The organism is Streptomyces sp. NPDC086023 (assembly GCF_044540325.1).
In the GTDB taxonomy this organism is placed as follows: domain Bacteria; phylum Actinomycetota; class Actinomycetes; order Streptomycetales; family Streptomycetaceae; genus Streptomyces.
This window is the reverse complement of the sequence record NZ_JBITRX010000009.1, coordinates 237,560-260,751: the sequence shown is the minus strand read 5'-3', so window position 1 is coordinate 260,751 and position 23,192 is coordinate 237,560. Positions and strand designations below refer to the sequence as shown.

The 23,192-nt window shown below is 74.8% G+C and carries 19 protein-coding genes and 1 pseudogene; 12 read left to right on the top strand and 8 right to left on the bottom strand.

Features of this window, described 5'->3' with window-relative positions; translation table 11 throughout:
* Positions 1-3 precede the first annotated feature (3 nt).
* Entirely contained in the window at positions 4-3,621 is a 3,618-nt protein-coding gene (locus ACIF6F_RS19895; RefSeq protein WP_399948208.1) for a hypothetical protein, read from the bottom strand.
* A gap of 325 nt (positions 3,622-3,946) precedes the next feature.
* Between ACIF6F_RS19895 and ACIF6F_RS19890 the strand changes: the two genes are divergently transcribed.
* Positions 3,947-5,035, top strand: a complete 1,089-nt coding sequence (locus ACIF6F_RS19890; protein WP_399948206.1) for a WD40/YVTN/BNR-like repeat-containing protein — start codon at positions 3,947-3,949, stop codon at positions 5,033-5,035.
* Between the two features lie 36 nt (positions 5,036-5,071).
* Here the strand turns inward: ACIF6F_RS19890 and ACIF6F_RS19885 are convergent, their stop codons facing one another.
* Positions 5,072-5,749 (bottom strand): uracil-DNA glycosylase, encoded by a 678-nt coding sequence (locus ACIF6F_RS19885; protein WP_399948204.1) that lies wholly within the window; start codon positions 5,747-5,749, stop codon positions 5,072-5,074.
* A gap of 137 nt (positions 5,750-5,886) precedes the next feature.
* On the opposite strand from ACIF6F_RS19885, the gene ACIF6F_RS19880 reads away from it, so the two are divergent.
* On the top strand, positions 5,887-6,813 hold the full coding sequence (locus ACIF6F_RS19880; RefSeq protein ID WP_399948202.1) for a sirohydrochlorin chelatase: 927 nt from the start codon (positions 5,887-5,889) through the stop codon (positions 6,811-6,813).
* A gap of 138 nt (positions 6,814-6,951) precedes the next feature.
* On the opposite strand, the gene ACIF6F_RS19875 is transcribed toward ACIF6F_RS19880, so the two are convergent.
* The 3 genes from ACIF6F_RS19875 to ACIF6F_RS19865 form a co-directional block, all read right to left on the bottom strand.
* Positions 6,952-8,034 (bottom strand): lactonase family protein, encoded by a 1,083-nt coding sequence (locus ACIF6F_RS19875; RefSeq protein WP_399948200.1) that lies wholly within the window; start codon positions 8,032-8,034, stop codon positions 6,952-6,954.
* Between the two features lie 56 nt (positions 8,035-8,090).
* Positions 8,091-9,224: a nitric oxide synthase oxygenase gene (locus ACIF6F_RS19870; RefSeq protein ID WP_399948198.1), complete on the bottom strand. Its 1,134-nt coding sequence runs from the start codon at positions 9,222-9,224 to the stop codon at positions 8,091-8,093.
* 207 nt (positions 9,225-9,431) lie between these two features.
* Entirely contained in the window at positions 9,432-10,934 is a 1,503-nt protein-coding gene (locus ACIF6F_RS19865; RefSeq protein WP_399948196.1) for an FUSC family protein, read from the bottom strand.
* A gap of 386 nt (positions 10,935-11,320) precedes the next feature.
* Between ACIF6F_RS19865 and ACIF6F_RS19860 the strand changes: the two genes are divergently transcribed.
* Positions 11,321-12,550: a nitrate/nitrite transporter gene (locus tag ACIF6F_RS19860; RefSeq protein ID WP_399948194.1), complete on the top strand. Its 1,230-nt coding sequence runs from the start codon at positions 11,321-11,323 to the stop codon at positions 12,548-12,550.
* Positions 12,551-12,728: 178 nt separating this feature from the next.
* Here ACIF6F_RS19860 and ACIF6F_RS19855 read toward each other — a convergent pair whose 3' ends face one another.
* Positions 12,729-13,106, bottom strand: coding sequence for a VOC family protein (locus ACIF6F_RS19855; protein ID WP_399948192.1), 378 nt, complete (start codon positions 13,104-13,106; stop codon positions 12,729-12,731).
* A 239-nt stretch (positions 13,107-13,345) separates the two neighbouring features.
* Here ACIF6F_RS19855 and ACIF6F_RS19850 point away from each other — a divergent pair, with 239 nt between their 5' ends.
* The 3 genes from ACIF6F_RS19850 (at position 13,346) to ACIF6F_RS19840 (ending at position 16,143) form a co-directional block, all read left to right on the top strand.
* Positions 13,346-14,536 (top strand): sensor histidine kinase, encoded by a 1,191-nt coding sequence (locus tag ACIF6F_RS19850; RefSeq protein ID WP_399948189.1) that lies wholly within the window; start codon positions 13,346-13,348, stop codon positions 14,534-14,536.
* Positions 14,537-14,595: 59 nt separating this feature from the next.
* A complete protein-coding gene (locus ACIF6F_RS19845) occupies positions 14,596-15,261 on the top strand; it encodes a response regulator (RefSeq protein ID WP_399948367.1) in 666 nt (221 codons plus the stop codon).
* A 603-nt stretch (positions 15,262-15,864) separates the two neighbouring features.
* Entirely contained in the window at positions 15,865-16,143 is a 279-nt protein-coding gene (locus tag ACIF6F_RS19840; protein WP_399948187.1) for an SHOCT domain-containing protein, read from the top strand.
* Between the two features lie 27 nt (positions 16,144-16,170).
* Here the strand turns inward: ACIF6F_RS19840 and ACIF6F_RS19835 are convergent, their stop codons facing one another.
* Positions 16,171-16,431, bottom strand: coding sequence for a hypothetical protein (locus ACIF6F_RS19835; RefSeq protein ID WP_399948185.1), 261 nt, complete (start codon positions 16,429-16,431; stop codon positions 16,171-16,173).
* Between the two features lie 287 nt (positions 16,432-16,718).
* Here ACIF6F_RS19835 and ACIF6F_RS19830 point away from each other — a divergent pair, with 287 nt between their 5' ends.
* From ACIF6F_RS19830 to ACIF6F_RS19820, 3 genes are read left to right on the top strand one after another with little or no spacing between them, the layout of a single operon-like run.
* Complete coding sequence (locus tag ACIF6F_RS19830) at positions 16,719-18,305, top strand: beta-N-acetylhexosaminidase (RefSeq protein WP_399948183.1); 1,587 nt, start codon at positions 16,719-16,721, stop codon at positions 18,303-18,305.
* 45 nt (positions 18,306-18,350) lie between these two features.
* Positions 18,351-18,830 (top strand): Lrp/AsnC family transcriptional regulator, encoded by a 480-nt coding sequence (locus ACIF6F_RS19825; protein WP_399948181.1) that lies wholly within the window; start codon positions 18,351-18,353, stop codon positions 18,828-18,830.
* Positions 18,831-18,876: 46 nt separating this feature from the next.
* Positions 18,877-19,560, top strand: a complete 684-nt coding sequence (locus ACIF6F_RS19820; RefSeq protein ID WP_399948179.1) for an HAD family hydrolase — start codon at positions 18,877-18,879, stop codon at positions 19,558-19,560.
* A 61-nt stretch (positions 19,561-19,621) separates the two neighbouring features.
* Here ACIF6F_RS19820 and ACIF6F_RS19815 read toward each other — a convergent pair whose 3' ends face one another.
* Complete coding sequence (locus tag ACIF6F_RS19815; RefSeq protein ID WP_399948177.1) at positions 19,622-20,371, bottom strand: MerR family transcriptional regulator; 750 nt, start codon at positions 20,369-20,371, stop codon at positions 19,622-19,624.
* 117 nt (positions 20,372-20,488) lie between these two features.
* Here ACIF6F_RS19815 and ACIF6F_RS19810 point away from each other — a divergent pair, with 117 nt between their 5' ends.
* The 3 genes and pseudogenes from ACIF6F_RS19810 to ACIF6F_RS19800 form a co-directional block, all read left to right on the top strand.
* On the top strand, positions 20,489-21,436 hold the full coding sequence (locus ACIF6F_RS19810; protein ID WP_399948175.1) for a hypothetical protein: 948 nt from the start codon (positions 20,489-20,491) through the stop codon (positions 21,434-21,436).
* A 4-nt stretch (positions 21,437-21,440) separates the two neighbouring features.
* Entirely contained in the window at positions 21,441-22,427 is a 987-nt protein-coding gene (locus tag ACIF6F_RS19805) for an NAD-dependent epimerase/dehydratase family protein (protein ID WP_399948173.1), read from the top strand.
* A gap of 114 nt (positions 22,428-22,541) precedes the next feature.
* A pseudogene (locus ACIF6F_RS19800) lies at positions 22,542-23,191 on the top strand (transposase); the annotation flags it as partial.
* Position 23,192: the final 1 nt, after the last annotated feature.

Below are 23,192 nucleotides of genomic sequence, written 5' to 3'. Positions count from 1 at the left end.
CGGCTACCCCTTTTCCGGGTGCGGGAACGGCGTACCGGGGGCGCGGGAGCCCCCCGACGGCCTGCCGGGCTCGGGCTCGGACGCGGGTCCCGGGATGAGCCCGGAGACCAGGTGCGGCGGGAGTTTGTAGTGCGGCCGCCGGGCGGGTTCCAGTATCGCCCCGCGCAGGTTGAACGTGACGAAGGCCTCCGGCAGGGCCAGCCCACGGGCCGGTTCCGCGATCCCGAAGTCGTGTGGCTGGAAGGGGATCTCGCGGGCCAGCTCCTCGACCCAGCACATGCCCTTGCGCTGGTCCGGGTCCACCCGGCGGACCGTGGGGTGGAACCTGCGGGGGTGGCCCTCGGTGTCGCTGGCCACGTACATGGTCACGATGCGGCGGCGGAACTGGTGCGACTGGCGCTCGGCCTTGCGGAAGGCGTCGAACGCGGAGCCCAGCTGGCCCAGGTGGAAGTGGGCCAGGGCCCGCATGAACTCCACCCGCAGGTTCGAGAGGTCGTCCAGGGCCTGGAGCTTGCCGGCCAGCTCCAGGCACTCGTGCCAGTCCTGACGGCCCAGCGGGAGGGTCAGCCGCTCGCCCTCCATGAAGCGGTGGCCGGTCTTGGCCATCCAGAAGAGGTCCACCAGCAGCCGCAGGCAGCGGCGGTCGTCGATGGTCCCGGCCTTGGACTGGAGGTGGGCGAAGGCCACCCGGATGCCGTCCGGGTCGGGGTCGTTGCGGACCAGGCCGCTGACCCGCAGGGCGTAGAGGTAGGCGGCGAGGGGCTCGTCGTGCTCGGCCAGCTCGCGGAGCTTCTCGTCGGCGATGCGCTCCTCGTTCGCTACGGCGGCGATGTCGGAGAAGCGGGCGTTGTACTTGGCCTCCTGCTTCGGACTCAGGTCGCCCACCTCGATGAGCAGCAGCCGGGAGAGGCACTCGGCCAGCAGCTCGTCCAGCTCACGCGGCGGCAGGGCCTCCCTCTTGACGATCTCCAGCGTCACCCAGCAGACCACGTCGACCGGGTAGTACTTGTCGGCCGAGATGCCCATCGACTCGGAGGTGATCCGCAGGACGCGCTTGAGCAACGCCCGCATGCGCTCGACCGGCATCGGGTCGGGCGCCTTGCCGTCCGGGCCGCTGCGCAGCAGCTCGTAGATCTGCGCGCCGACCACGCTGGCCTGTTCCACCATCAGGTTGGCGCGTACGCCGGAGCGGCTGGAGAACGGGCCGCCGGCCAGCGCGTTCTCGACCACGTCCTCGGCGCGGCGCAGCACGTCGGTGCGCTTCTCCGCGTCGGCGATCTTCTTGGTCTGCGCGTACTTGACCCACTCGCGGCACAGGTTGGTCTCCAGGAGCGCCAGCCTCGGGTTGGACACGATGGCGGCGCCGTTGGCCCGGGCGAACGCGTCGGCGATGCGGAGGAAGTGGGGGGCGTAGCGCTCCTCCTGCTCCCCCTGCGGGCCTATCCGGTTCAGCAGGTCGACGGCGAACTGCACTTCGCTGCCGCCGCCCGTGGTCGAGTCGGGGCGCACCTCGGCGAGGGCCTCGGCGATGGCCTCGATCTCCGACTCGTCGCTGGTCCGCTCCGCCTTGACGAGGATCTCGGCCTCGAGTTCGTTGCGTGCGGACAGCGCGTAGTTGCCGTTGCGGTCCTCCAGCCAGCGGATCAGGTCGATCTTGCCGAGGAGCTGCGGCAGGTTGCGCACGCCGTCGCGGCCGACCACGCGCAGGGCCAGCTCCAGTGGGATGGCCTGGCCGTGCCGGGAGACCACGAGGACGATGTTGACCAGCCGCTCGTAGGGGCCCCGGTACGAGGAGCCCTCGCCGTCCTCCCCGATGTTGCTGAGGGTCTCCTCCAGCTTGTCCACCAGGCCGGCCTTGTGGAGGGCGGCGGCCATCGCGGTCTGGGGCACGTACTCGCCCGAGGTGCGGACCTCGGCGGCGAGGGCGCTCTCGGCGTGCCTGAGCTCCAGCACCAGTCCCCCGCTGACCGGGCCCCGGGTCTCCGGGAGCAGGCGGTAGAGGGCGGAGAGGAAGGTCCGGTCCTTCTGGATCACGGACCAGTCGGTGGCCGGGATGATGATCCCGAGGGAGCCCAGGTGCGCCGTGAAGCGGACCATCTCCTCCTTGTCCTCCAGGACGGCGGGGGCCCGGACGATGTGCCGCTTGTCGTCGGACTTGCTCACCCGGCGCCGCTGGGCCGGGGCCTTGGCGGCGCGCTTCCTGGCCTGGGCCTTCGCCTTGTGCTGGAGGTCGTCGTCCTCGGCGGTGCTGTAGCAGCTGCCGACGACGACGGCCCGGCGGCCGCGCGAGTCGAGGTACTTGGCCAGCCGGAAGTACTCGTCCGCGTCGACCATGCCGTCCCAGACGATCAGGGTGCTGGCGTTGGTGATCCGCTCCGCCCACTCGCAGAACGGGTCGATGGCGTCGTACGAGGGGCGGTTGGCACGGCGCGGGATGTGCAGGACGGCGTGCTGCTTCTGCTTGCCGATGGCGTACGCGAGCGAGGCGAGGGCGATGGTCTTGCCCGTGCCGGTCTGGCCGACGAGGAGGAGCGGGCGTTCCAGCAGGCCGCGGCCCGACAGGGCGCCGTCGACGCGTTTGCGCAGCTCGCCCTCGTAGTCGCGGCGGAACGGCAGCCCGGCGGCCACGGCGGACCAGATGGAGGAGGACTCGCTGGCGCCGAGGAACTCGCGGAAGCGGGCGTAGCGCAGTTCCGGGGACTGGCTGGCGGGCGGGGTGAGCAGGTCGGCGTCGATGGGCTGGCCGAAGGAGGAGACGGCGTTCCAGATGTCGCGGGGGACTTCGTGGAGCCCGACGCCCTGCTCGGAGACCAGCTCCAGCTGGTGGCCGCCGGAGTCGAAGCGCAGCCGGTCGGAGAGGGCGCCGCGTTCCTTGGCCTCCTGGACGTAGCTGGCGAAGTCCTCCTCGTGCGGGACGAGCACGCCGGACTCGACTGCGGCTGCGACGTACTCGTCCTCCAGCTCGATCTCGGTGGCGGAGAACAGGTGCGCCTGGCCCTGGCCGAGGCGGCTGAGCATGCCGTAGAGGTCCTCGGGGCCGAACCAGTCGTCGGTGCTCCACGCCTCGATGATCAGCACGCCGCGCGGGGTGATCAGCTCGTCGGGCAGGCGCTGGGCGAGGGACCGGGCCTCGGAGCGGCGGGCGCCGAGCTCGATCCGGTTGGTGGGCGGCTGGCTCTCCGGCGGCTGGTCGGCGCCGCCGAACAGCAGGACGGCCTGGACCTGGGTGCGGCTGCGCGGCGCGGCCGGGCGGAACTGCGAGGACACCACCGGCTGGACGGTGCGCGACTCGTTGCGCAGGGCCCGGACGAAGAGGGAGTCGATGGCGGTGCTGAACACGCCGTTCCAGGGCAGGTCGGCGACGACCTTGAGCCAGGCCGGCTCGGCGAGGTTGGCGGCGGAGCGGGCGAGGGCGGCCAGCACCGGCTGGCGGCGCGGCGCCGGCACGCGGAGGAGGGAGGTGTAGAGGTCCTGGGCCTCCGTGCCGCCGCCGGCGGCTCTGGAGACCGGTCCGGCGAGGGGGTCGACCCCGCTCTCCAGGAGGAGGTACTTCTGCCCCAGGAAGAGGAAGCAGGGACCCTGTTCGAGGCGGCCGATCAGATCGTCGTGCTGGGCTGTCATCACACTCCTCGCGGCGGATGCTGGCCCGACTCAGCCTAGGAGACGGGGGGTTGGGAGGGGGGCGCGTTTGCCCCAACTGGTGACGGGGGTGCACGCGGGGGGCGTCGGGGGCGGGGCCGCCGCCGGTGCCGGGGAGCGGGGCGGGGCGTGCTCCGGGGGCGGGGGCGGGGCACGCTCCGGGGCCGTGCCGGGGGCGGCGGGCTCGTGCCGGGGCCTGGGGCGCGTACGCCGTGTCGGGGGGCCGTTGTCCGTGGGCGGGTGCAGAGTGGGCAGGGGCCGGGCCCGAGCCGCGGGACCGGAGACCGCACGTCCGGAGGTGTCGGGCATGACCGACGTACTGCTCGCCGTGGGCACGAGGAAGGGCCTCTTCCTCGGCCGCAGGAGGAAGGACCGCTGGGAGTTCACGGGGCCGCACTTCAACGCCGAGGCCGTGTACTCGGTGGCCGTCGACCGGCGCGGTGCGGTGCCGCGGCTGCTGGTGGGCGGGGACAGCTCGCACTGGGGCCCGTCGGTGTTCCACTCCGACGACCTGGGCGCCACCTGGAGCGAACCGGCCCGGCCGGCCGTGCGGTTCCCGAAGGACACGGGGGCCTCCCTGGAGCGGGTCTGGCAGCTGCGCCCGGCCGGTCCGGCCGAGCCGGGGGTGGTGTACGCGGGCACGGAGCCAGCCGCGCTCTTCCGCTCCGAGGACGGCGGCGAGAGCTTCGAGCTGGTCCGCTCCCTGTGGGAGCACCCGACGCGGTCGAAGTGGGTGCCGGGCGGCGGTGGCGAGGGCCTGCACACCGTGCTGACCGACCCCCGCGACCCGGGCGCGCTGACGGTGGCGGTCTCGACGGCCGGGGTGTTCCGGTCGCGGGACGGCGGCCGGAGCTGGGACCCGTCCAACACCGGGATCTCCGCGGTCTCCCTGCCGGACCCGAACCCGGAGTTCGGCCAGTGCGTCCACAAGATCGACCGGGACGCCGTGGACCCCGACCGCCTCTACCTCCAGAACCACTGGGGCGTGTACCGCAGCGACGACGCGGGGGCGAACTGGACGGACATCGGCGGCGGGCTGCCCTCGGACTTCGGCTTCGCCGTCGCCGCCCATCCGCACCGCGCGGACACGGCGTACGTCTTCCCGCTGAACGCGGACGCCGACCGCGTCCCGGCCGGCCACCGCTGCCGGGTCTTCCGCACCACGGACGCGGGCGCCACCTGGGAGCCGCTCTCGGCGGGCCTGCCGGCCGACGACCACTACGGCACGGTGCTGCGCGACGCGCTCTGCACCGACGACGCGGACCCCGCGGGCATCTACTTCGGCAACAGGAACGGCGAGTTGTACGCCTCGGCCGACGACGGCGACACCTGGCGCCTCCTCGCCTCCCACCTCCCGGACGTCCTCTGCGTCCGCGCGGCAGCACTCGAACCCTGAGCCCGGGCGCGCCGCGAGGGGCGCCCGGGGAATCGGCTACGGGAGGGTCCAGTCGACCGGTTGGGCGCCCTGGCGGGTGAGGAGGTCGTTGGTGCGGCTGAAGGGGCGGGAGCCGAAGAAGCCGCGGTCCGCGGACATGGGCGACGGGTGGGCCGACTCGATGGCCGGGAGGTCGCCGAGGTGGGGGCGGAGGTTGCGGGCATCGCGGCCCCAGAGCACGGACACCATCGGGGTGCCGCGGGCGACCAGGGCGCGGATGGCCTGTTCCGTGACCTCTTCCCAGCCCTTGCCGCGGTGGGCGCCGGGCTGGCGGGGCGCGGTGGTGAGGGCCCTGTTCAGCAGCAGCACGCCCTGGCGGGTCCAGGGCGTGAGGTCGCCGTTGGAGGGTCTGGGCAGGCCGAGGTCGGTGTGGAGTTCCCGGAAGATGTTCTCCAGGCTGCCCGGCAGCCTCCGCACGTCGGGCGCGACCGCGAAGCTGTGCCCGATGGCGTGGCCGGGGGTGGGGTAGGGGTCCTGTCCCACGATGAGGACGCGCACTTCGTGGAAGGGCTGCTGGAAGGCCCGCAGGATGTTGGGGCCGGCCGGGAGGTACGTGCGTCCGGCGGCGACCTCGGCGCGCAGGAAGTCTCCCATCGCCGCGATCCGCCCGGCCACGGGGCTCAGCGCGTCCGCCCACCCCTGCTCGACGAGTTCGTTCAACGGTTGTGCTGCCACGAGTGATCACTCTACTGGCGCACAGGAGGGGCCCGGACGCCGGAGATTGTACCTTCAGCAGATAAATACGGACAGATGCCGCCCGACTGGGCCCCTCCCGAACAGCAGGTCCGGGAAAACCAGTAGCATGCGGCCGCATGAGCTCCCCCACTGGGCCTGGTGGCCTGCCCGTACGAATGCCGCGACCCCGCCAGACCGGACGTCACCGTCGTCCCGAGCCCGCGGTGGCGCCCGAGGGCGCGCCGTCGCTGGTGCTCGCCGTGCCCGGCGTCCCCTCGGCCGCGACGCGGTCCCTGGCGGAGGAGACCCTCAGCATCGCCCGCTCGGAGCTGCCCGGCCTCGACGCCCGCATCGGCTACCTCGACGGCGATGACGCCGAGGGTTCCGAGTTCCCGACCCTGCAGGCCGTGCTGGGCGCGGTCGAGGCCGAGCGCGAGGCGCGTGCCGAGTTCGCCCGTGCCGCCGGCCAGGAGGTGCCGAAGCAGGACGGCCCGTCCTCCGTGGTGGTCCCGCTGCTGGCGGGCCCGGACAGCGCGCTGCTGCGCCGGATCCGTCAGGCGCTGATGGACAGCTCCGCGCCGGCCGAGCTGGCCGACGTGCTCGGTCCGCACCCGCTGCTGGCAGAGGCCCTGCACGTGCGCCTGTCGGAGGCGGGCCTGGCCCGCGCCGACCGCGCCCGGCTGTTCACGGTGGCCACGGCGGCCGACGGCATCATCCTGGGCACCGTCGGCGGCGAGGAGGCCGTGCAGGCCGCCGGGATCACCGGCATGCTGCTGGCCGCCCGTCTCGCGGTGCCGGTCATGGCGGCCGCTCTGGACCAGGAGGGTTCGGTGGCCTCGGTCGCCGACCAGCTGCGGGGCTCCGGCTCGGTGCAGCTGGCGCTGGCCCCGTACCTGATCGGCCCGGAGGCCGCCGAGGGCCTGCTGGACACCGCGTGCAAGGAGGCCGACTGCGCCACCGCCGAGCCGCTGGGCGCCTACCCGGCGCTGGGCAAGCTCGCCGTGGCCCAGTACGCGGCGGCGCTGGGCATCGCCCAGCCCGCACAGGGCGCCCCGGTGCGCTGACCCGCCCGGACGCCCGCAGGGCCCGCCTCCCGGCGCCGGGAGGCGGGCCCTGCGGCGTTTCCCGCCTCTGGAGCTCCAATGGCGCCCGGTGGGGGTCGGCAGGCGCTCTGGCGGCCGGCAGCCCGTTCCGGGGGCCGGTCAGGCGAAGACCACGCAGGTGGCCGCCGGTACGTCCACGCTGCCCGTGCGGCGCGGCAGGCCGGTCTCCGGGTCCACGTCGAACCAGGTCACGTCGCCGGAGCGCTCGTTCGCCGCGTACAGGCGCCGCCCCACGGGGTCGAGGGCCAGGTCGCGCGGCCACACGCCGCCGCAGTCCACGCTCGCCGTGAGGGCGGCGCCCGCCCCGTCCTCGTCGAGCGCGAGCACGGCGACGGTGTCGTGGCCGCGGACCGCGGCCCACAGGAAGCGGCCGTCCGGGTCCGCGACGAGGGCGGAGGGGTAGCCGCGTACGTACTCGGAGGCCTCCTCGGGGGCGACCGGGACCTCGGCGACGGGTTCCGCGGCGCCCTTCTCGGGGTCCCAGCGGCAGACGGTCAGGGTGGGTGCCAGCTCGTTCAGGACGTACAGGTGCCGGCCGCCGGGGTGGAAGGCGAGGTGCCGCGGGCCGCTGCCGGGGCGCAGGGCGGTCTCGGCGTGCGGGCGCGGCGGGTGGGCGGTGTCGCCGGCGGGGTCGAGCGCGAGGACGCGCAGGGAGTCCGTACCGAGGTCGACGCAGACGGCCCAGCGGCCGCTGGGGTCGGGCAGCACCTGGTGCGCGTGGGGGCCGGTCTGCCGGACCGGGTCGGGGCCGCTGCCGTGGTGACCGAGGACGGCAGGGGGGCCGGCGAGGCCGCCGCCGGGGGTGCGGCGCAGGGCGCCGACGCCGCCGGAGGTGTAGTGGGCGGTGAGCAGCCAGGGTCCGGCGACGCTGAGGTGGGTGGGTCCGGCGCCGCCGACCGGTTCCGGGTCGCCGAGCGGATACGGGCCTTCCGCGCCCAGCGCGAAGGCCGCGGCCGTGCCGTGCTCGCCCTCGCTGACCGCGTAGAGCACCGGCGCATCGGGGGCGAGCGCGAGGTAGGAGGGGTCGGCGAGGACGCCGGTCGTGCCGAGGAGGGTCAGTTCCCCGGTCGCCGGGTCGAGGGCCGCGGTGGTGATGCCGCGGCCGCCCGCCGAGGTGAAGGAGCCGATGTGGGCGCGGCGGCCGCCGTCGGCCGCGCCGCGCTGTCCGGTGTCCTCGTTCACGATGGTGCCCTTCCCGGTCGACGTGGGTCCCGTCCCGGCCGACCGTAGCAGAAGGTCTAGACCAAGTCGGTGCCCTGGGCCCGGGCTTGGGCCCCCGGGTTCTGCACGTAGGCGGGGCTGCTCTCGGTGGTGTCGTACGTGCGGTGGAAGACGGGGGTGGCGGAGCCCGAGATCGGCGGGACGATCCAGGACCAGTCCGCGCCCACGGTGCGGCCCTTCTGCTCCTCGCGGTCGAGGTGGGTCAGGAAGCGGCGGGACTCGGTGTGGTGGTCGGTGATGGTCACCCCGTCGCGGTCGAAGGAGTGCAGCACGGCCCGGTTCAGCTCGACCAGGGCGCGGTCCTTCCACAGGGAGCGGTCGCTGGAGGTGTCCAGCCCCAGCCTGCGGGCGACGGTCGGGAGCAGGTTGTAGCGGTCGGTGTCGCCGAGGTTGCGGGCACCGATCTCGGTGCCCATGTACCAGCCGTTGAAGGGGGCGGCGGGATAGCGCACCCCGCCGATCTCCAGGCACATGTTGGAGATCGCGGGGACTGCGTGCCAGCGCAGTCCCAGGTCCCGCCAGTGGTCGCCCTCGGGGTGTTCGATGGGGACTTCGAGGACGGCGTCCGGGGGGAGTTCGAACCACCGGGGCTTGTCGTCGCAGCCCTGGACCACCAGGGGCAGGACGTCGAACGGGGTGCCGGGGCCGCCGGGCCAGCCGAGCCGCCGGACCCCCTCGGTGAAGCCCCGGTTGCGCGGGTCGCCCTGCATGCCGTGTTCGGGGCCGTACCCCGCGTACCGGATGAGCTGTTCGTTCCAGATGACCGGACCCGGCCGGTCCGGGGTGTCCGGCGCGAAGACGGTGATGGTGGGCCGCACCCGGCCGGCGTTGGTGGCCTCCCTCAGGTGCTCGACGCACTGGGCGGCGATGTCGTCGGCGCCGGTGAGGTCGCGGTGGTCGCGTACGCGCAGGGAGTTCCAGTAGAGGCGGCCTATGCAGCGGTTGCTGTTCCGCCAGGCGACGCGGGCACCGTGGACCAGTTCCTGCGGGGTGTGGCGGTAGGTGCCGCTCTCCTCGATCTCCTTCCACACCACGGCGAGCCGGTCGTACGGATCGCCGGCCTCCGGGTTCTCCCGGTGGTGGAGCCGGATGAACTCCTTGGCCGCCGTCCACACATGAGCGGCCGTCGAGCGCAGCTGCAGTATTTCCATTCCGGGCGGTTACCCCCTTACCGGCCAGATCCACCCTGTACATGCCGGATGAATGTGCTGAGAACAAGCACCCGTTGTACATGCCGCAGGTCAGAGAGTGACGTACGGCGCGCCCGGATCGGTGAATATCCTTCACCCGTTCGAGGGATCACCCGCAGAGGAATGCCGGAACACGCCCGCCGGGCGGGCGGACGTGGTAATGGGGCGTCAGGAACGCACCAGCGACGCGCGGGGCGCGGTGCGCAGCGGCGCGTCGAGTTCGGCCAGCAGCCGCTCCAGACCGTGCAGATGGGCCAGCGCCGGCTCGCCCGCGGGAGCCGCCGGGCGGTGCCCCCGTACGGCGCCGTCGGCCGCGCCGGGCCCGGCGCCGGGCACGGTGAGCGCCTCGACCGCGGCCTCGACGCGCCAGCAGGCGGCGGCCAGCCGGGCGTCGTGCCCGGCGTCCGGGTCGGCGGCCACGGCCGCGAGCCCGCGCACCTCGCGGGCGCACTCGTCCAGCAGCGCGATCACGGCGCGCGCCCGGGCCTTGCGGGCGCGGTACGGGCTGAGCGGGTGGACCAGCGGTGCCAGGGACATCCGCACCCGGCCGAGCAGCAGCTCCAGTTCGGCGGCGTGCGGGGCGGGGTCGGCGGTCGGCGAGCCTGCCAGGCGGGCGGCGGCCTCGGCGGTGGCGGCGTGGACGGAGCGCAGCGCGCGCTGGATCCAGGCGTCGTTCGTGGCGTGGGTGGTGACCGGCAGCACCAGGACCACGGCGAGGGCGGCGCAGACCGCACCCACGGCGGTCTCGGCGAGCCGGAGCACGAGCAGGGCCGGGTCGAGGACGCCGAGCAGGCCGTACAGCAGTCCGGCCATCACCGTGACCGCGAGCATCATCCAGCTGTACGAGACCGGCGCGGTGTAGAAGATGCCGAAGACGCAGAGGGCGACCAGCACCACGGTGGGTGCGGCGGCGCCGTGCAGAGGGATCGCGACGAGCATGCCGACGGCGATGCCGATGAGGGTGCCAAGCACCCGGCGGAAGCCGCGGACCAGGGTCTCGCCGCGCGAGGCGGTGTTGACGAAGATCCACCAGGCGGTGCCCACGGCCCAGTACCAGCGGTCCTCGGAGAGGCCCTGGCCGATGGAGAGGGCGACGGCACAGGCGGCGGTGGCCTGGAAGGCCTGCCGCGTGGTGGTGCGCGCCAGGCCCCGGCCGGGCAGCGGCGGCGGCACGGGGGCGGGCGGGGTGCGGCGCTCGATGGGCCAGAGCACGAAGCGGACCAGGGCGGCGGCGGCCAGGGCCAGGCCGACCGCCGCGTACAGCTCGGGCAGCTGGCCGGGGACGGCGTGGAGGAACTGCGTGATGAAGAAGTTCATGAACGCGAAGATCCCGAGCGCGTGGCCGCGGGGCCCCCAGCGGCGGGCGTAGACCCCGCAGAAGACGACGGCCACGAAGGCCGCGTCGCGGGCCATCGGGACCCCGTGCAGGGTGGTCGCCAGGGCCAGGACGGGGAAGCCGGCGGCCGGCAGGAGCGCGGTGGTCCGGGCCTGGGCGCGCACGGTGGCGTCGGTGACGGTGAAGAGGGCGAGCAGGGCCGCCAGGCCTCCGGTGATGGAGGCGGTGAGCGAGAGGCCGGCCAGTTCGGCGACGGCGACGGCGAAGCCCACGCCGATGACGGCGCGGGACGAGTTCCTCAGCCTCAGGTGCCCCGGGTCAGGAGCCACGAACATCCTCTTCACGGCGGTGGGCCGCCCCCCTTGTCGTGCTCGACGCCGCGCCTGGGCCTCCCGGGGGTGGTGGGGGCCGCAGGCACGACGAAGGCACCGCGGTCCGGTCCGGCCTCGTTGCCGGTCCGGCGCTGCGGCGCCGTAAGTACATGGATACTGCACAGATAAACATCTCAAAGGTGTCTGGCTCAACTGGCGGCCGGTCGGGTGGGCCATTGGCTCAGTCCGGTGGCCGAGAGGTGGGCCATCCGGCTGCCAACGGCCCAGGTGCGGGCGGCAGCCCTGCCGGCAGGGTGACCTGGGACATCGTCGGCCAGGGCTGTCCTGCGCACCGCCCGTTCGGCGCAGTCCCGCGCGACCGGCAGGTCCGGGCCGCCTTGACTGGCGGAATGGAGGCCACGTCGACAGCGCCGCCGCCGGGCGCCGCGTACCGCAACCTGGTCCTGGCCACGGTCGGCTTCACCCTGACCTTCTGGGCCTGGGACCTGATCGCCCCGCTCGCCGGGGACTACCAGGACCGGCTCGGGCTGAGCTCTTTCGAGCAGTCGCTGCTCGTGGCGGTGCCGGTGCTGGTCGGGTCGCTCGGGCGGATCCCGGTCGGCGCGCTGACCGACCGCTACGGAGCGCGGCTGATGTTCCCGCTGGTCTCCGCGCTGACCATCGTGCCGGTGCTGCTGCTGGTCGTCGTGCGGGACAGCTATCCGCTGATGCTGGCGGTGGGGTTCCTCCTGGGGCTGGGCGGCACGACGTTCGCGATCGGGATCCCGCTGGTGAACTCCTGGTTCCCGCCCGCCCGGCGCGGCTTCGCGCTCGGCGTGTTCGGCATGGGCATGGGCGGCGTGGCCCTGTCGGGGTACATCACACCGCGGCTGGCCGAGCACGGCTACGCCCTTCCGTTCACCGTGGTGGCCGTCGCCCTCGCCGGGTACGCCGTCCTGGCCGCGCTGCTGCTGCGGGACCGGCCGGACCGGCCCGTGCCGACCGCCTCGCTCGCGGAGCGGCTGGGCGCGGCCGGGCGGCTGCGGGTGACGTGGGAGCTGGCCGCGCTGTACGCGATCGGCTTCGGCGGCATCGTCGCCTTCGGCGTGTACCTGCCGACGTACCTGAAGACCTGGTACGGGCTGTCGGCGACCGACGCCGGCACCAAGGCCGCCGGCTTCGCCCTGGTGACCGTGGTGTTCCGGCCGGTCGGCGGCTGGCTGTCGGACCGGATCCACCCCGCGCGGGTCACGGCGGGGGCGCTGGGCGTGGTGGCGCTGCTCGCGGTCGTCCAGGCCTTCGACCCACCGCTGAACCCGGTCGGCACGATCGCGCTGCTCTGCATGGCGGCCGGCCTCGGCACCGCCAGCGGCAGCGTCTTCGCGCTCGTCTCCCAGGTGACCCCGCAGGCCCAGGTGGGCAGCGTGACGGGCATCGTCGGCGCCACCGGCGGCCTGGGCGGGTTCGTGCCGCCGTTGGTGATGGGCGCGATCCACAGCGCGAAGGACTCCTACTCGATCGGCTTCATGCTGCTGTCCGACCTCGCCCTCGCCGGCGCCGTGTACGCGTACGTCCGGATGCGGACCGTCCGCCCGGCGGACGCGGAGCGGCCGGACCGGGCGGTGCGGTCGGGCGTCTGACACGGGCGGGGGGCGGGGGGCGCGCGGCGCCGGGGCACCGGGGAGCGGCGCGGGGCGGTCCCGGGCGGCGCGGGAGCGGCTTCGGGCGGCGCGGGAGCGGCTCCGGGCGGCGCGGGAGCGGCTCCGGGCGGCGCGGGAGCGGCTCCGGCCGGCCTGGCGTGAACGGTGACCGGCCCGGTCACGGCTCCTGGAGCACGGACAGCACGTTGCCCGCCGGGTCCTTGAACCAGGCGATGGCCGGCCCGGGAGGGTTCTCGCGGGCGATGCCCTTGTCGTCCTGCCCGAAGCCCTCGTACCGCTCGAAGGCGATGCCGAGGGCGGCGAGGCCGTCGACCGCCTCGTCGATGTCGTCCACCCGGAAGTTCAGCACGGTGTAGGTGGCCGGGGCGTGGTCGTCCTTGGGGTAGACCAGGACGTCCGCTCCGCTGCCGAGGTGGAGGAAGAGCATGCCCATGTCCTCCGAGACCCGGATCCCGAGCGTCTCGCCGTAGAACTTCCTGGCCGTCTCGATGCTGTCGACCGAGAAGCCGCTGAACGCCCTGCTCTCTCCCAGCATGACGGTGGTCCTTCCGTTGCTCGCGGCCACGTCCGCGCACGCCCCCGGTCCCGCCCCGTCCCCTCCATCGTCTCCCGCCGGGCAGCGGCACACAAAGGGGCGGCCGCGCGACCTCCCGTACCCCTGGACTCCCGTGCCCGGAACTCCCGGGCTCCCCTACTCCCGTACTCCCCGGGGAGTACGGGAAGTCGCGACGCCCGGCCGACGCGCCCGGCGCCGGGCGCCCCTAGCGTGGTCGTATGGACGACCAGGCGCCCGCGCACGGCCGGCGGCGGGACGGGTGGCGGAACCGGCGGGGGCGGCCGGTGCGCGCCGCGCTGCTGGTCGCGCTCGTCGCGCAGGCCGGCGCGGGATGGGCCGCCCACGCGCAGCCGGAGGCGCGGCCGGTCGACGTCTGGGCCCGGCTGCTGCTCCTGGCGGGCCCCGTGCTGCTGGTCTGGCGCCACCGCCATCCGGTGCCGGTGGTCTTCGGGGTCTGCGGCGTCACCCTCGCCTACCTGGCGGCGGGGTACCCGTACGGGCCGGTGTTCCTCGCGGTGGTGGTGGCCGTCCTCGCGGCGGTGTCCGCCGGGCACCGGTACGCGGCGTGGACGGCGCTGGGCCTGCTCTGGGCCGGTCACCTGCTGGTCGCGCACTGGCTGTACCGGTGGCTGCCCCCCGCCGGGGACGAACCCGGCTCGTGGACCGCCGAACTGGGGGCGACGGCCTGGGTGCTGGTGCTGCTCGCCGTCGCCGAACTGGCCAGGACCCGGCGCGAGCGGGCGGTCAGGGAGCGGGCCGAGCGGGCTGCCCGGGAACGCCGGCGGGCCGACGAGGAGCGGCTGCGGATCGCACGCGAGCTGCACGACGTGCTGGCCCACAGCATCTCGGTGATCAACGTGCAGGCCGGCGTGGGCCTGGCGCTGCTGGACAGCGACCCGGAGCAGGCCCGGTCCGCGCTCACCACGATCAAGGCGGCCAGCAAGGAGGCCCTGGGCGAGGTGCGGCAGGTGCTGGACGCCCTCCGGGCACCGGGGGCGGCCCCGCGTACCCCGGCGCCGGGCCTGGCGCAGCTGCCGGAGCTCGTGGCACAGGCCGCCGCCGCGGGGCTGGCCGTACGGGTGGATCGGCCGGAAGCCGGCGCGCCCGGGGCCGGGGCGCCGGCGGCGACGGAGCTGGCGGCCTTCCGCATCGTGCAGGAGGCGCTGACGAACGTGATCCGGCACTCGGGGGCGCGTACCGCCCTGGTACGGGTGACCCGCGCGCCCGGGGCGCTGGAGGTGCTGGTGACCGACGGGGGCCCGGCCGCCGGCACGGACGCGGGCGGCAGCGGCACCGGGCTGGTCGGCATGCGGGAGCGGGCGGCCGCGCTGGGCGGCACCCTGGAGGCGGGGCCGGAGCCCGGGGGCGGTTTCCGGGTGCGGGCGGTATTGCCGGTGGAGGAGGGGTGAGCGGGGTGGGCGGTACGAGCGGGGTGAATGGCACGGGCGGCGCAGGCGGGGCGGGCGGTGTGATCCGGGTGCTGCTGGCCGACGACCAGCTGCTGGTGCGGGCCGGGTTCCGGGCGCTGCTGTCCGCACAGCCGGACGTCGAGGTGGCGGGCGAGGCCTCCGACGGGGCCGAGGCGGTCCGGCTCGCCCGCGAACTGCGGCCCGACGTGGTGCTGATGGACATCAGGATGCCGGTGCTCGACGGCCTGGCGGCCACCCGCGCGATCACCGGCGACCCCGCGCTCGCGCAGGTGAAGGTGGTGATGCTGACCACCTTCGAGCTCGACGAGTACGTCTTCGAGGCGCTCAGGTCGGGCGCCTCCGGGTTCCTCGTGAAGGACACCGAGCCGGAGGAACTGGTACGTGCGGTCAGGGCGGTTCGCGAGGGCGACGCGCTGCTCTCGCCCGGCGTGACGCGGCGGCTGATCGCCGAGTTCGCCGCGCGGTCGAAAGTGCCCGCGGCCACCGCACCGCTGGAGGCGCTGACCGAGCGGGAGCGGGAGGTGATGGCGTTGGTGGGGATGGGCCTGACCAACCAGGAGATCGCCCGCCGGCTGGTGGTCAGCCCGCTCACCGCCAAGACTCACGTGAGCCGGACGATGGTGAAGCTCGGCGCCCGCGACCGCGCCCAACTGGTGGTGCTGGCCTACGAGTCGGGCCTGGTCAGACCAGGCTGGCTGGACTGACGGGACACGGGGCCGGGCCAGGTGCCGGGTGCGGGGGCAGGCCGGACGCCGGGTGCCGCTTCGGGGCGGGGCCGACGCCGGGTGCGCCTGGGGTGTGGGGCCGGACGCCGGGTGCCCTTGGGGTGTGGGGCCGGGCCGGGCGGAGGTGGGTGGCGTCGGCCGGGCGCGGGGGTGGGCAGCGGAGCGGGTACGGGGGGCGGGAGCTGCGGGCGAGTGCCTTCCCGAGCACCGCGGGCGAGAGCCGTCGGCCGGGTGCGGGGGTGGATACGGGCCGACGGCAGCCGGGGGGGTAGCGGCGGCCGGGTGCCGGGGCGTGTGTGCTCGGCCGGGTGCCGGGGGCAGGTACGGGCCGACGGGGGCCGGGGGCGCGCCCCTTGGGCCGGATCGCCGGGCGGGTGCGACCGGGCAAGTGCCCTCGGCGCACGCGGTGCCGGGGGCCTGGGGCTCGTACGACCGGGCCGCTCCCGCCGCCGGGCCCGTACTCCCCCGGGAGCAGGGCCGGTGCCGCCGGGCGGACGACGACGGGACGGGTGGGGCGGGGCGAGTCTCGAAGGGTCACGGCGTCCGCCCCGGACGCCGGCGCCATCGAGGAGCTGAACGACGGTGAACACCCTCGCGTACGACGGGCCCGGCCCGTGGATCCTTTTCCTCCCGCTCGTGTGGGCAGCGGTCGTCATCACCGTGGTGACCGTGCTGCGCCGCACGGTGTGGCGAGGCAGGCGCGGTCCGTGGCAGGGCCGCGCAGTGCACGGCGAGCACTCGCCGATCGCGATGCTCGGGCGGCGGTTCGCCTCCGGCGAGATCGACGAGGACGAGTACTGGCGACGGCTGTCGGTGCTGGACGAGCAGTTCGGCCGACGCCCCAAGGACGCCGGCCTCTGACCCGGCGTACCGGCCCGCGCGCAGCCGTCACCGCGGCCGGCCGGCTGGCCGACCCGCCGCGGCGGCGGTGGCGGCGGCGGTGGCGGCGGCGGTGGCGGCGGCGGCGGTGGCGGCGGTGGCGGCGGCGGCGGTGGCGGTGGCGGTGGCGGTGGCGGTGGCGGTGGCGGTGGCGGTGGCGGTGGCGGTGGCGGATCCCCGTCCGGGACGGGGATCCGCCCCGACGCGGAAAGCCCGCCGGAGGCGGAGCCGGCCCCCGGTGGGCTGTCCCGGTGGGGCTGTCCCTGGCACGGGCCCCGCCCCCGAGGCGGAGGACGGGTGCGCACGGGGCGGTGGAGGCCGTACGGTCCCACGATCGCGGCGGGGCGTGGGGCGGCGGCCGGCGGGCGAGCCGTACCCGCGGACGGGTCGGGCAGGCGCGGGAGCTGCGGGGATCCCGGTACCCACGGGGGCCGGGGGCGTTCGGGTGGGTCCCCCGGTGGCTTCTGCCGGAGAATGGCCCCTGGAGCTGTTGCCCGCGGCCGACCTCCCGGCCGCCGCCCGGACCACGGACGCGCACCCCTTCGGAGGGACCGCCAGTGAGACAGCACAGGACCGTCCTCCTCACCCGCCTGCTGGCCGCCCTGATCCTCGTGCTCGGGGCGGGCACGGCATCCGCTGCCGCCGCCGCACCCGCGGCCCCGGTGCCGCTGGGGCGGGTCGTGCCGGTCCCGGTCTCGGTGGCGCCCGCGGGCAGCCCGTACACCCTCGACGACGCGACGGTCATCCGGGTCGACGCCGGCTCACCCGCGGCCCAGCGGGTCGGCGAGTGGCTGGCGGCGCTGCTGCGGCCCTCGACCGGCCTCGCGCTGCCGGTGGTCGCCGGCACCGGGACGGACGGCATACAGCTCCGGCTGGGCGCGAACGACAAGGCGCTGGGCACCGAGGGGTACCGGCTGGTCAGCGGCCCCGGCACGGTCGCCGTGACGGCCAACGCGCCCGCCGGCCTCTTCCACGGGGCGCAGACCCTGCGGCAGCTGCTGCCCCCGTCCGTCGAGGAGCGCACCCGGCAGTCCGGCCCCTGGCAGGTCGCCGGCGGCACTGTGCGGGACTTCCCGCGCTACCCGTACCGCGGCGCGATGCTGGACGTGGCCCGGCACTTCTTCACGGTGGAGCAGGTCAAGCGGTACGTGGACCAGCTCGCCCTGTACAAGATCAACACCCTGCACCTGCACCTGAGCGACGACCAGGGCTGGCGCATCGTGATCGACTCCTGGCCGCGGCTGGCGGCGCACGGCGGCTCGACCGAGGTGGGCGGCGGGCCCGGCGGCCACTTCAGCAAGGCCGACTACCGGGAGATCGTCGCCTACGCGGCCTCGCGCCACATGGAGGTCGTGCCGGAGATCGACACCCCCGGGCACACGACCGCGGCACTGGCCTCGTACGCCCGGCTGAACTGCAACGGCGTGGCCCCGCCGATCTACACCGGCACCCAGGTCGGCTTCAGCTCGCTGTGCGTGCCGAAGGCGGTCACCTACAGCTTCCTGGACGACGTGCTGCGGGAGCTGGCGGCGATGACTCCCGGCCGGTACCTGCACATCGGCGGGGACGAGGCGCAGTCGACCACGGCGGCGGACTACGCCACCTTCATGGGCAGGGCGCAGCCGCTGGTGACGAAGCGCGGCAAGACCGTGATGGCCTGGCACCAGATCACCGAGGCCCGCCCGGTGGCGGGCGCGGTGGCCCAGTACTGGGGCATGGGCGGCACGGAGGCGAAGCTGGTGGCGGCGGCGCGGGCCGGGACGCGCGTGGTGATGTCGCCGGCGAACCACGCGTACCTCGACATGAAGTACAAGGCGGGCGCCCCGTTCGGCACGGAGTGGGCCGGGTACGTCGAGGTGGACAAGGCGTACGCCTGGGACCCGGCCACGCTGGTGCGGCAGCTGCCCGCTTCGGCCGTGCTCGGCGTGGAGGCCCCGCTGTGGTCGGAGACGATCGACACCAGCGACGAGATCGAGTACCTGGCCTTCCCGAGGCTGCCCGGCATCGCGGAGATCGGCTGGTCCCCGGCGGCCACGCACGACTGGAGCAGCTACCGGACGCGGCTGGCGGCCCAGGGGCCCCGGTGGGACGCGATGGGGATCGACTACTACCGGTCGCCGCTGGTCCCCTGGCCCGCGGGGTAGGGTGCCGAGGCGTTTTCGATCTTCTTCAGAGAGGCCGGGCGGACCATGGCGGTCGACGAGCTGGACACCCGGATCCTGCGGCTGCTCATCGAACAGCCGCGGACCAGCGTGCGCGAGTACGCGCGGATCCTGGGGATCGCCCGCGGCACGCTCCAGGCGCGGCTCGACCGGCTGGAGCGGACCGGCGTCGTCACCGGCACCGGCCCGGTCCTCTCCCCCGCGGCGCTCGGCCACCCGGTGCTGGCCTTCGTGCACATCGAGGTCACGCAGGGGCACCTGGACGAGGTGGGCGACGCGCTGGCCGCCGTACCCGAGATCATCGAGGCGCACTCGATCACCGGCGGCGGGGACCTGCTGACCCGGGTGGCGGCCCGCGACAACGCCCACCTGGAAGACGTGATCCAGCGGCTGATCAGGCTCCCCGGGGTGGTGCGGACCCGGACGGAGGTGGCGCTGCGGGAGCGGGTGCCGCACCGGCTGCTGCCGCTGGTGGAGTCCGTGGGCCGGGCAGCCCGCAAACCCTGACATCCTTGAGGAGACAGGACCAGAACCGGCAGGACGGGCACAGCGGATGATCTCCGTCATATTCGATCTCGACGGCACCCTCGTGGACAGCGAGCCGAACTACTACGAGTCGGGGCGCCGGACGCTGGCACGGCACGGGGTCGAGGGGTTCACCTGGGAGGAGCACGCGGCCTTCATCGGGATCGGGACGCGGGAGACCCTGGAGATCCTCCGGGCGCGCTACGGGCTCTCCGCGCCGGTGGACCGGCTGCTGGCCGAGCAGAACGCCGCCTATCTGGAGCTGGCGCGCGCGGCCACCGAGGCCTACCCGGAAATGCGGAAGTTCGTCGAGCGGCTGCACGCGGAGGGCGTGCCGATGGCGGTGGCCTCCGGCTCGTCGCGGGAGGCCATCGACGCCGTGCTGGCCGGGACGGGCCTGGCGCCGCTGCTGCCGGTGGTGGTCTCCGCCGAGGAGGTCGGTCGGGGCAAGCCGGAGCCGGACGTGTTCCTGGAGGCGGCCCGGCGGCTGGGCGCGGCACCGGGCGACTGCGTGGTGATGGAGGACGCGGCTCCGGGCGCGCGGGCGGCCCACGCGGCCGGCATGGGGTGCGTGGCGGTCCCGTACGTGGCCGGGACGGCCGGCGATCCGGCGTTCGCCACGGCGGGGCTGCTGTTCCCGGGCGGCCAGGCGGAGTTCACGGCAGAGGCGGCGTACGCGTGGCTGCGGGAGCGGGGGACGCCGCGGGGGTGACCTGGGCCCGGGGCACGGCGCAGGATGCCCGCCACTGCGCCGCGCCACCGCATGCCGGGGCTTACGGTTCCACCGCCCCCGGTGCCGCCACCTCCGGCCCCGCCACCTCCGGCCCCGCCGCCTCCGGTTCCACCGCCCCGCGTGGCTGCGCCCCGGGTGCCGCCGCCCCCGCTTCCACCGCCTCCGTGCCGTACCTGCGGGCCGAGGCGTCGACCTGCGCGAGGCGGCGCAGGGCGGCCAGCAGCGAGTCGCCGAGGACGGTGCCGACCACCACCCGTTCCACCAGGTCCTCACGCTCGACGCGCCGGGCGACGTAGGCCAGGTCGGCCGCCGCGACGCCCTCGGCCGCGGCCGCCAGGTCGTCGATCCAGTCCAGGTAGTCCTGGTGACCGACGGCCATGAACGAGGCGACGGTCGCGGTGAGCGCCTCGGTCCAGCGGTGCTCCGGCGGCACCTGCCAGCCGCGCCGGGCGATGAGGTCGCGTACCACCTCGCGGGCCTCGTCCAGGTGCTCTCGGCCGGGCCCCTCTGCGGTCACGGGGGCGACGGTGCGGGCCGCGTCGCCGAGCATGTCGTGCACGGGGCGCCCGCTGTCGGACACCGCCTCGACCACCTGCCGGACCGCGGCGACCGACAGTCCCCCGACCTCGATCAGCGCGCGGATCAGGCGCAGCCGGCGCACGTGCGCCTCGGCGTACCTGGCCTGGTTGGGGCTGGTCAGCTCGCCCGGGGGCAGCAGCCCCTCCCGTACGTAGAACTTGATCGTCGGTACGGGGATGCCCGTGGTCCGGCTGAGTTCACCGATGCGCAACGCGCCGTCTCCCTCCAAATCGCTTGCCCTGTCCCACCCCATCATAGATAGTGGCGCTATCAGATAGTGGCCAGTGCCACTATCCATAATTTCACCGGGGGAACTGGGGGAACCGCTATGTCTCGCACCGCCGCGTGGCACCGTCCGCTGCTCTTCTTCACCGCCGCCATGGGCCTGCTCGCCGTGGTCTGCGCCGTCGGACTCGTGGTGGACGACCGGGTGCTCGTGGGCGCCCCGATCTGGCACAAGCCGCTGAAGTTCTCGGTCTCGTTCGTGCTCTACGCGCTGACCCTCGCCTGGATGCACTCGCTGCTCACCCGCGGCCGCCGGACCAGCTGGTGGGCCGGCACCGTCGTCGTGGCCGCAGGCATCGTCGAGATGGCGGTGATCGTGGGTCAGGTGGTGCGCGGCAAGCGCAGCCACTTCAACCAGGAGACCGCCTTCGACTCGATGCTGTTCCAGATCATGGGCAGCACGATCGTGGTGCTGTGGCTGGCCACGCTGGTCCTCGCGGTCCTGCTGTTCCGCCAGCCGCTCGCCGACCGGGCCACCGCCTGGGCGATCCGGCTCGGCTCGGTCGTCGGGCTCGCCGGGCTCGCGGCCGGCTTCCTGATGGTGCGGCCGACGCCGGAGCAGCTGGCCGTGGAGGACAGCCCGGCGATCGGGGCGCACAGCGTGGGCGTGCCCGACGGCGGCCCCCACCTGCCCGTCACCGGCTGGGCCGCCACCGGCGGCGACCTGCGGGTGGCCCATTTCGTCGGCATGCACGCCCTCCAGGGCCTGCCGCTGCTCGCCCTGGTCCTGGTGTACGCCGCCACGCGCGTCCCTCGGCTGCGCGACGCCGCGGTCCGGCTGCGGCTGGTGTGGGTAGGTGCGGCCGGCTGGACCGGGCTGTTCGCCCTGGTCACCTGGCAGGCGCTGCGGGGGCAGGCGCTGACCCGGCCGGACGGGCTCACCCTGGCCGCGGCCGGTGTGCTGGTCGTGGCCGTGGCGGCCGGGAGCCTCGTCACCCTTACGCGGTCGGCGAAGCCGTCTCGCGTGTCGGCGCCTGAGGTGGTGGGCTGACGCCATGGAGATCCTGATTCTGGGTGGTACCGCGTGGCTGGGGCGGGAGTTGGCGGAACAGGCGGTGGCCGCGGGGCACCGGGTCGTCTGCCTGGCGCGCGGGGAGAGCGGTCCGGTGGCGGAGGGCGCCGAGCTGGTCACCGCGGACCGGAGCGCCCCCGGCGCCTACGAGGCGCTCGTGGGCCGGGAGTTCGACGCGGTCTTCGAGGTGTCCTGGCAGCCGGGGTTCGTCCGAGGGGCGCTGGAGGCGCTCGCCGGCCGGGCCCGGCACTGGACGTACGTCTCGTCGGTGAGCGCGTACGCCGACCACGGGCGGGTCGGTGCCGACGAGTCCACCCCGCTGCTCCCGGCCGCCGGGCGGGCTGAGGCGGACCGCGAGGAGTACGGCGAAGCCAAGGTGGCCTGCGAGGAGCTGAGCGCGGCCGCCATCGGGGACCGGCTGCTGGTCGCCCGGGCCGGGCTGATCGGCGGCCCGGGCGACCACAGCGGCCGCTCCGGCTACTGGGTGGGGCGCGCGGCGCGGGACCCCGAGGGGCCGTTGCTGGTTCCGGCCGTGCGGGACGTGCCGACGCAGGTGGTCGACGTACGCGACCTGGCCGCCTGGCTGCTCGCCTCGGCGGCGGCCGGGCGCACCGGAACCTTCGACGCGGTGGGGCCGGTCCTGTCCTTCGAGGAGTGGCTGGCGCTCAGCCGGGAGGTGGGCGGCCACACCGGCCCGCTGGTCGCGGCGGACCGGGACTGGCTGGTGGAGCGGGGCGTCGGGTGGTTCATGGGTGAGGAGTCCCTCGCCATGTGGGCGGCCGAGCCGGGCTGGGAGGGCTGGGCGGCCCGCACCGGTGCGGCGGCACGGGCGGCGGGGCTGGTGCACCGCCCCCGGTCCGAACTGCTGGCGGACACCCTGGCGTGGGAACGCGCCGAGGGCCTCTCGCGCCCGCGCCGCGCGGGCCTCTCCCCGGGCCGCGAACGCGAACTCCTGGCGGAGCTGGGGTAGATCGGGGGGCTGCGGTGTGCTCGGCGCGGCCGTCGCCGAGCGTGCCGCGGGCGTGCGCGGGGCGGGGCCGTCGGCGGCCGCGGGAGTGCGGGTCGCCGGGGAGGATCGCGGCATGGGGCCCGGCTGGTCAAGGACGGCCTGGGCTGGCACATCGCCTTCCGGATCACCACCCTGGACCGCGCCCCCGAACCCCATGTGGGGCCGGAAGTCGGCATCGACCTGGGCGTCAACATCCCCCTCGCCCTCTCCGACGGCAACCACCACGACCACGGCCGACCGCCCCGCCTCCCCGACGGCACCGCCGACCGCGACAAATGGCTCACCCCGACGAGAAGGCCAAGCTGCTCCGCCTGGAACAGCGGGCCGCGCACCGCAAGACCTTCCGCAAGCCGAAGGAGAAGACCTCCCGGCGCCTGCACCGCACCTACGACCAGATCCGAGCGCTGCGCGCCAAAGCCACGCGCCGCAGCATCGACTGGCAGCACAAAACCACCACCATCCTCGCCAAGACCTACGGCGTGATCGTGGTGGAAGACCTACACGTCACGAACATGACCAAATCCGCGAAGGGCACCATCGAAAACCCGGGAACCAACGTCAGGCAGAAGTCCGGCCTGAACCGCTCCAGCCTCCAAGAGGCATGGGCGCGCACCGTCACGATGTTGACGTACAAGACCGCCCGCCACGGAGCCCGGAACGTCTTGCACCTGTACCGGATCGGCCATGTGGCGATCCCGGCTGCCGGGAGGGGAGCCGTCAGGCGTC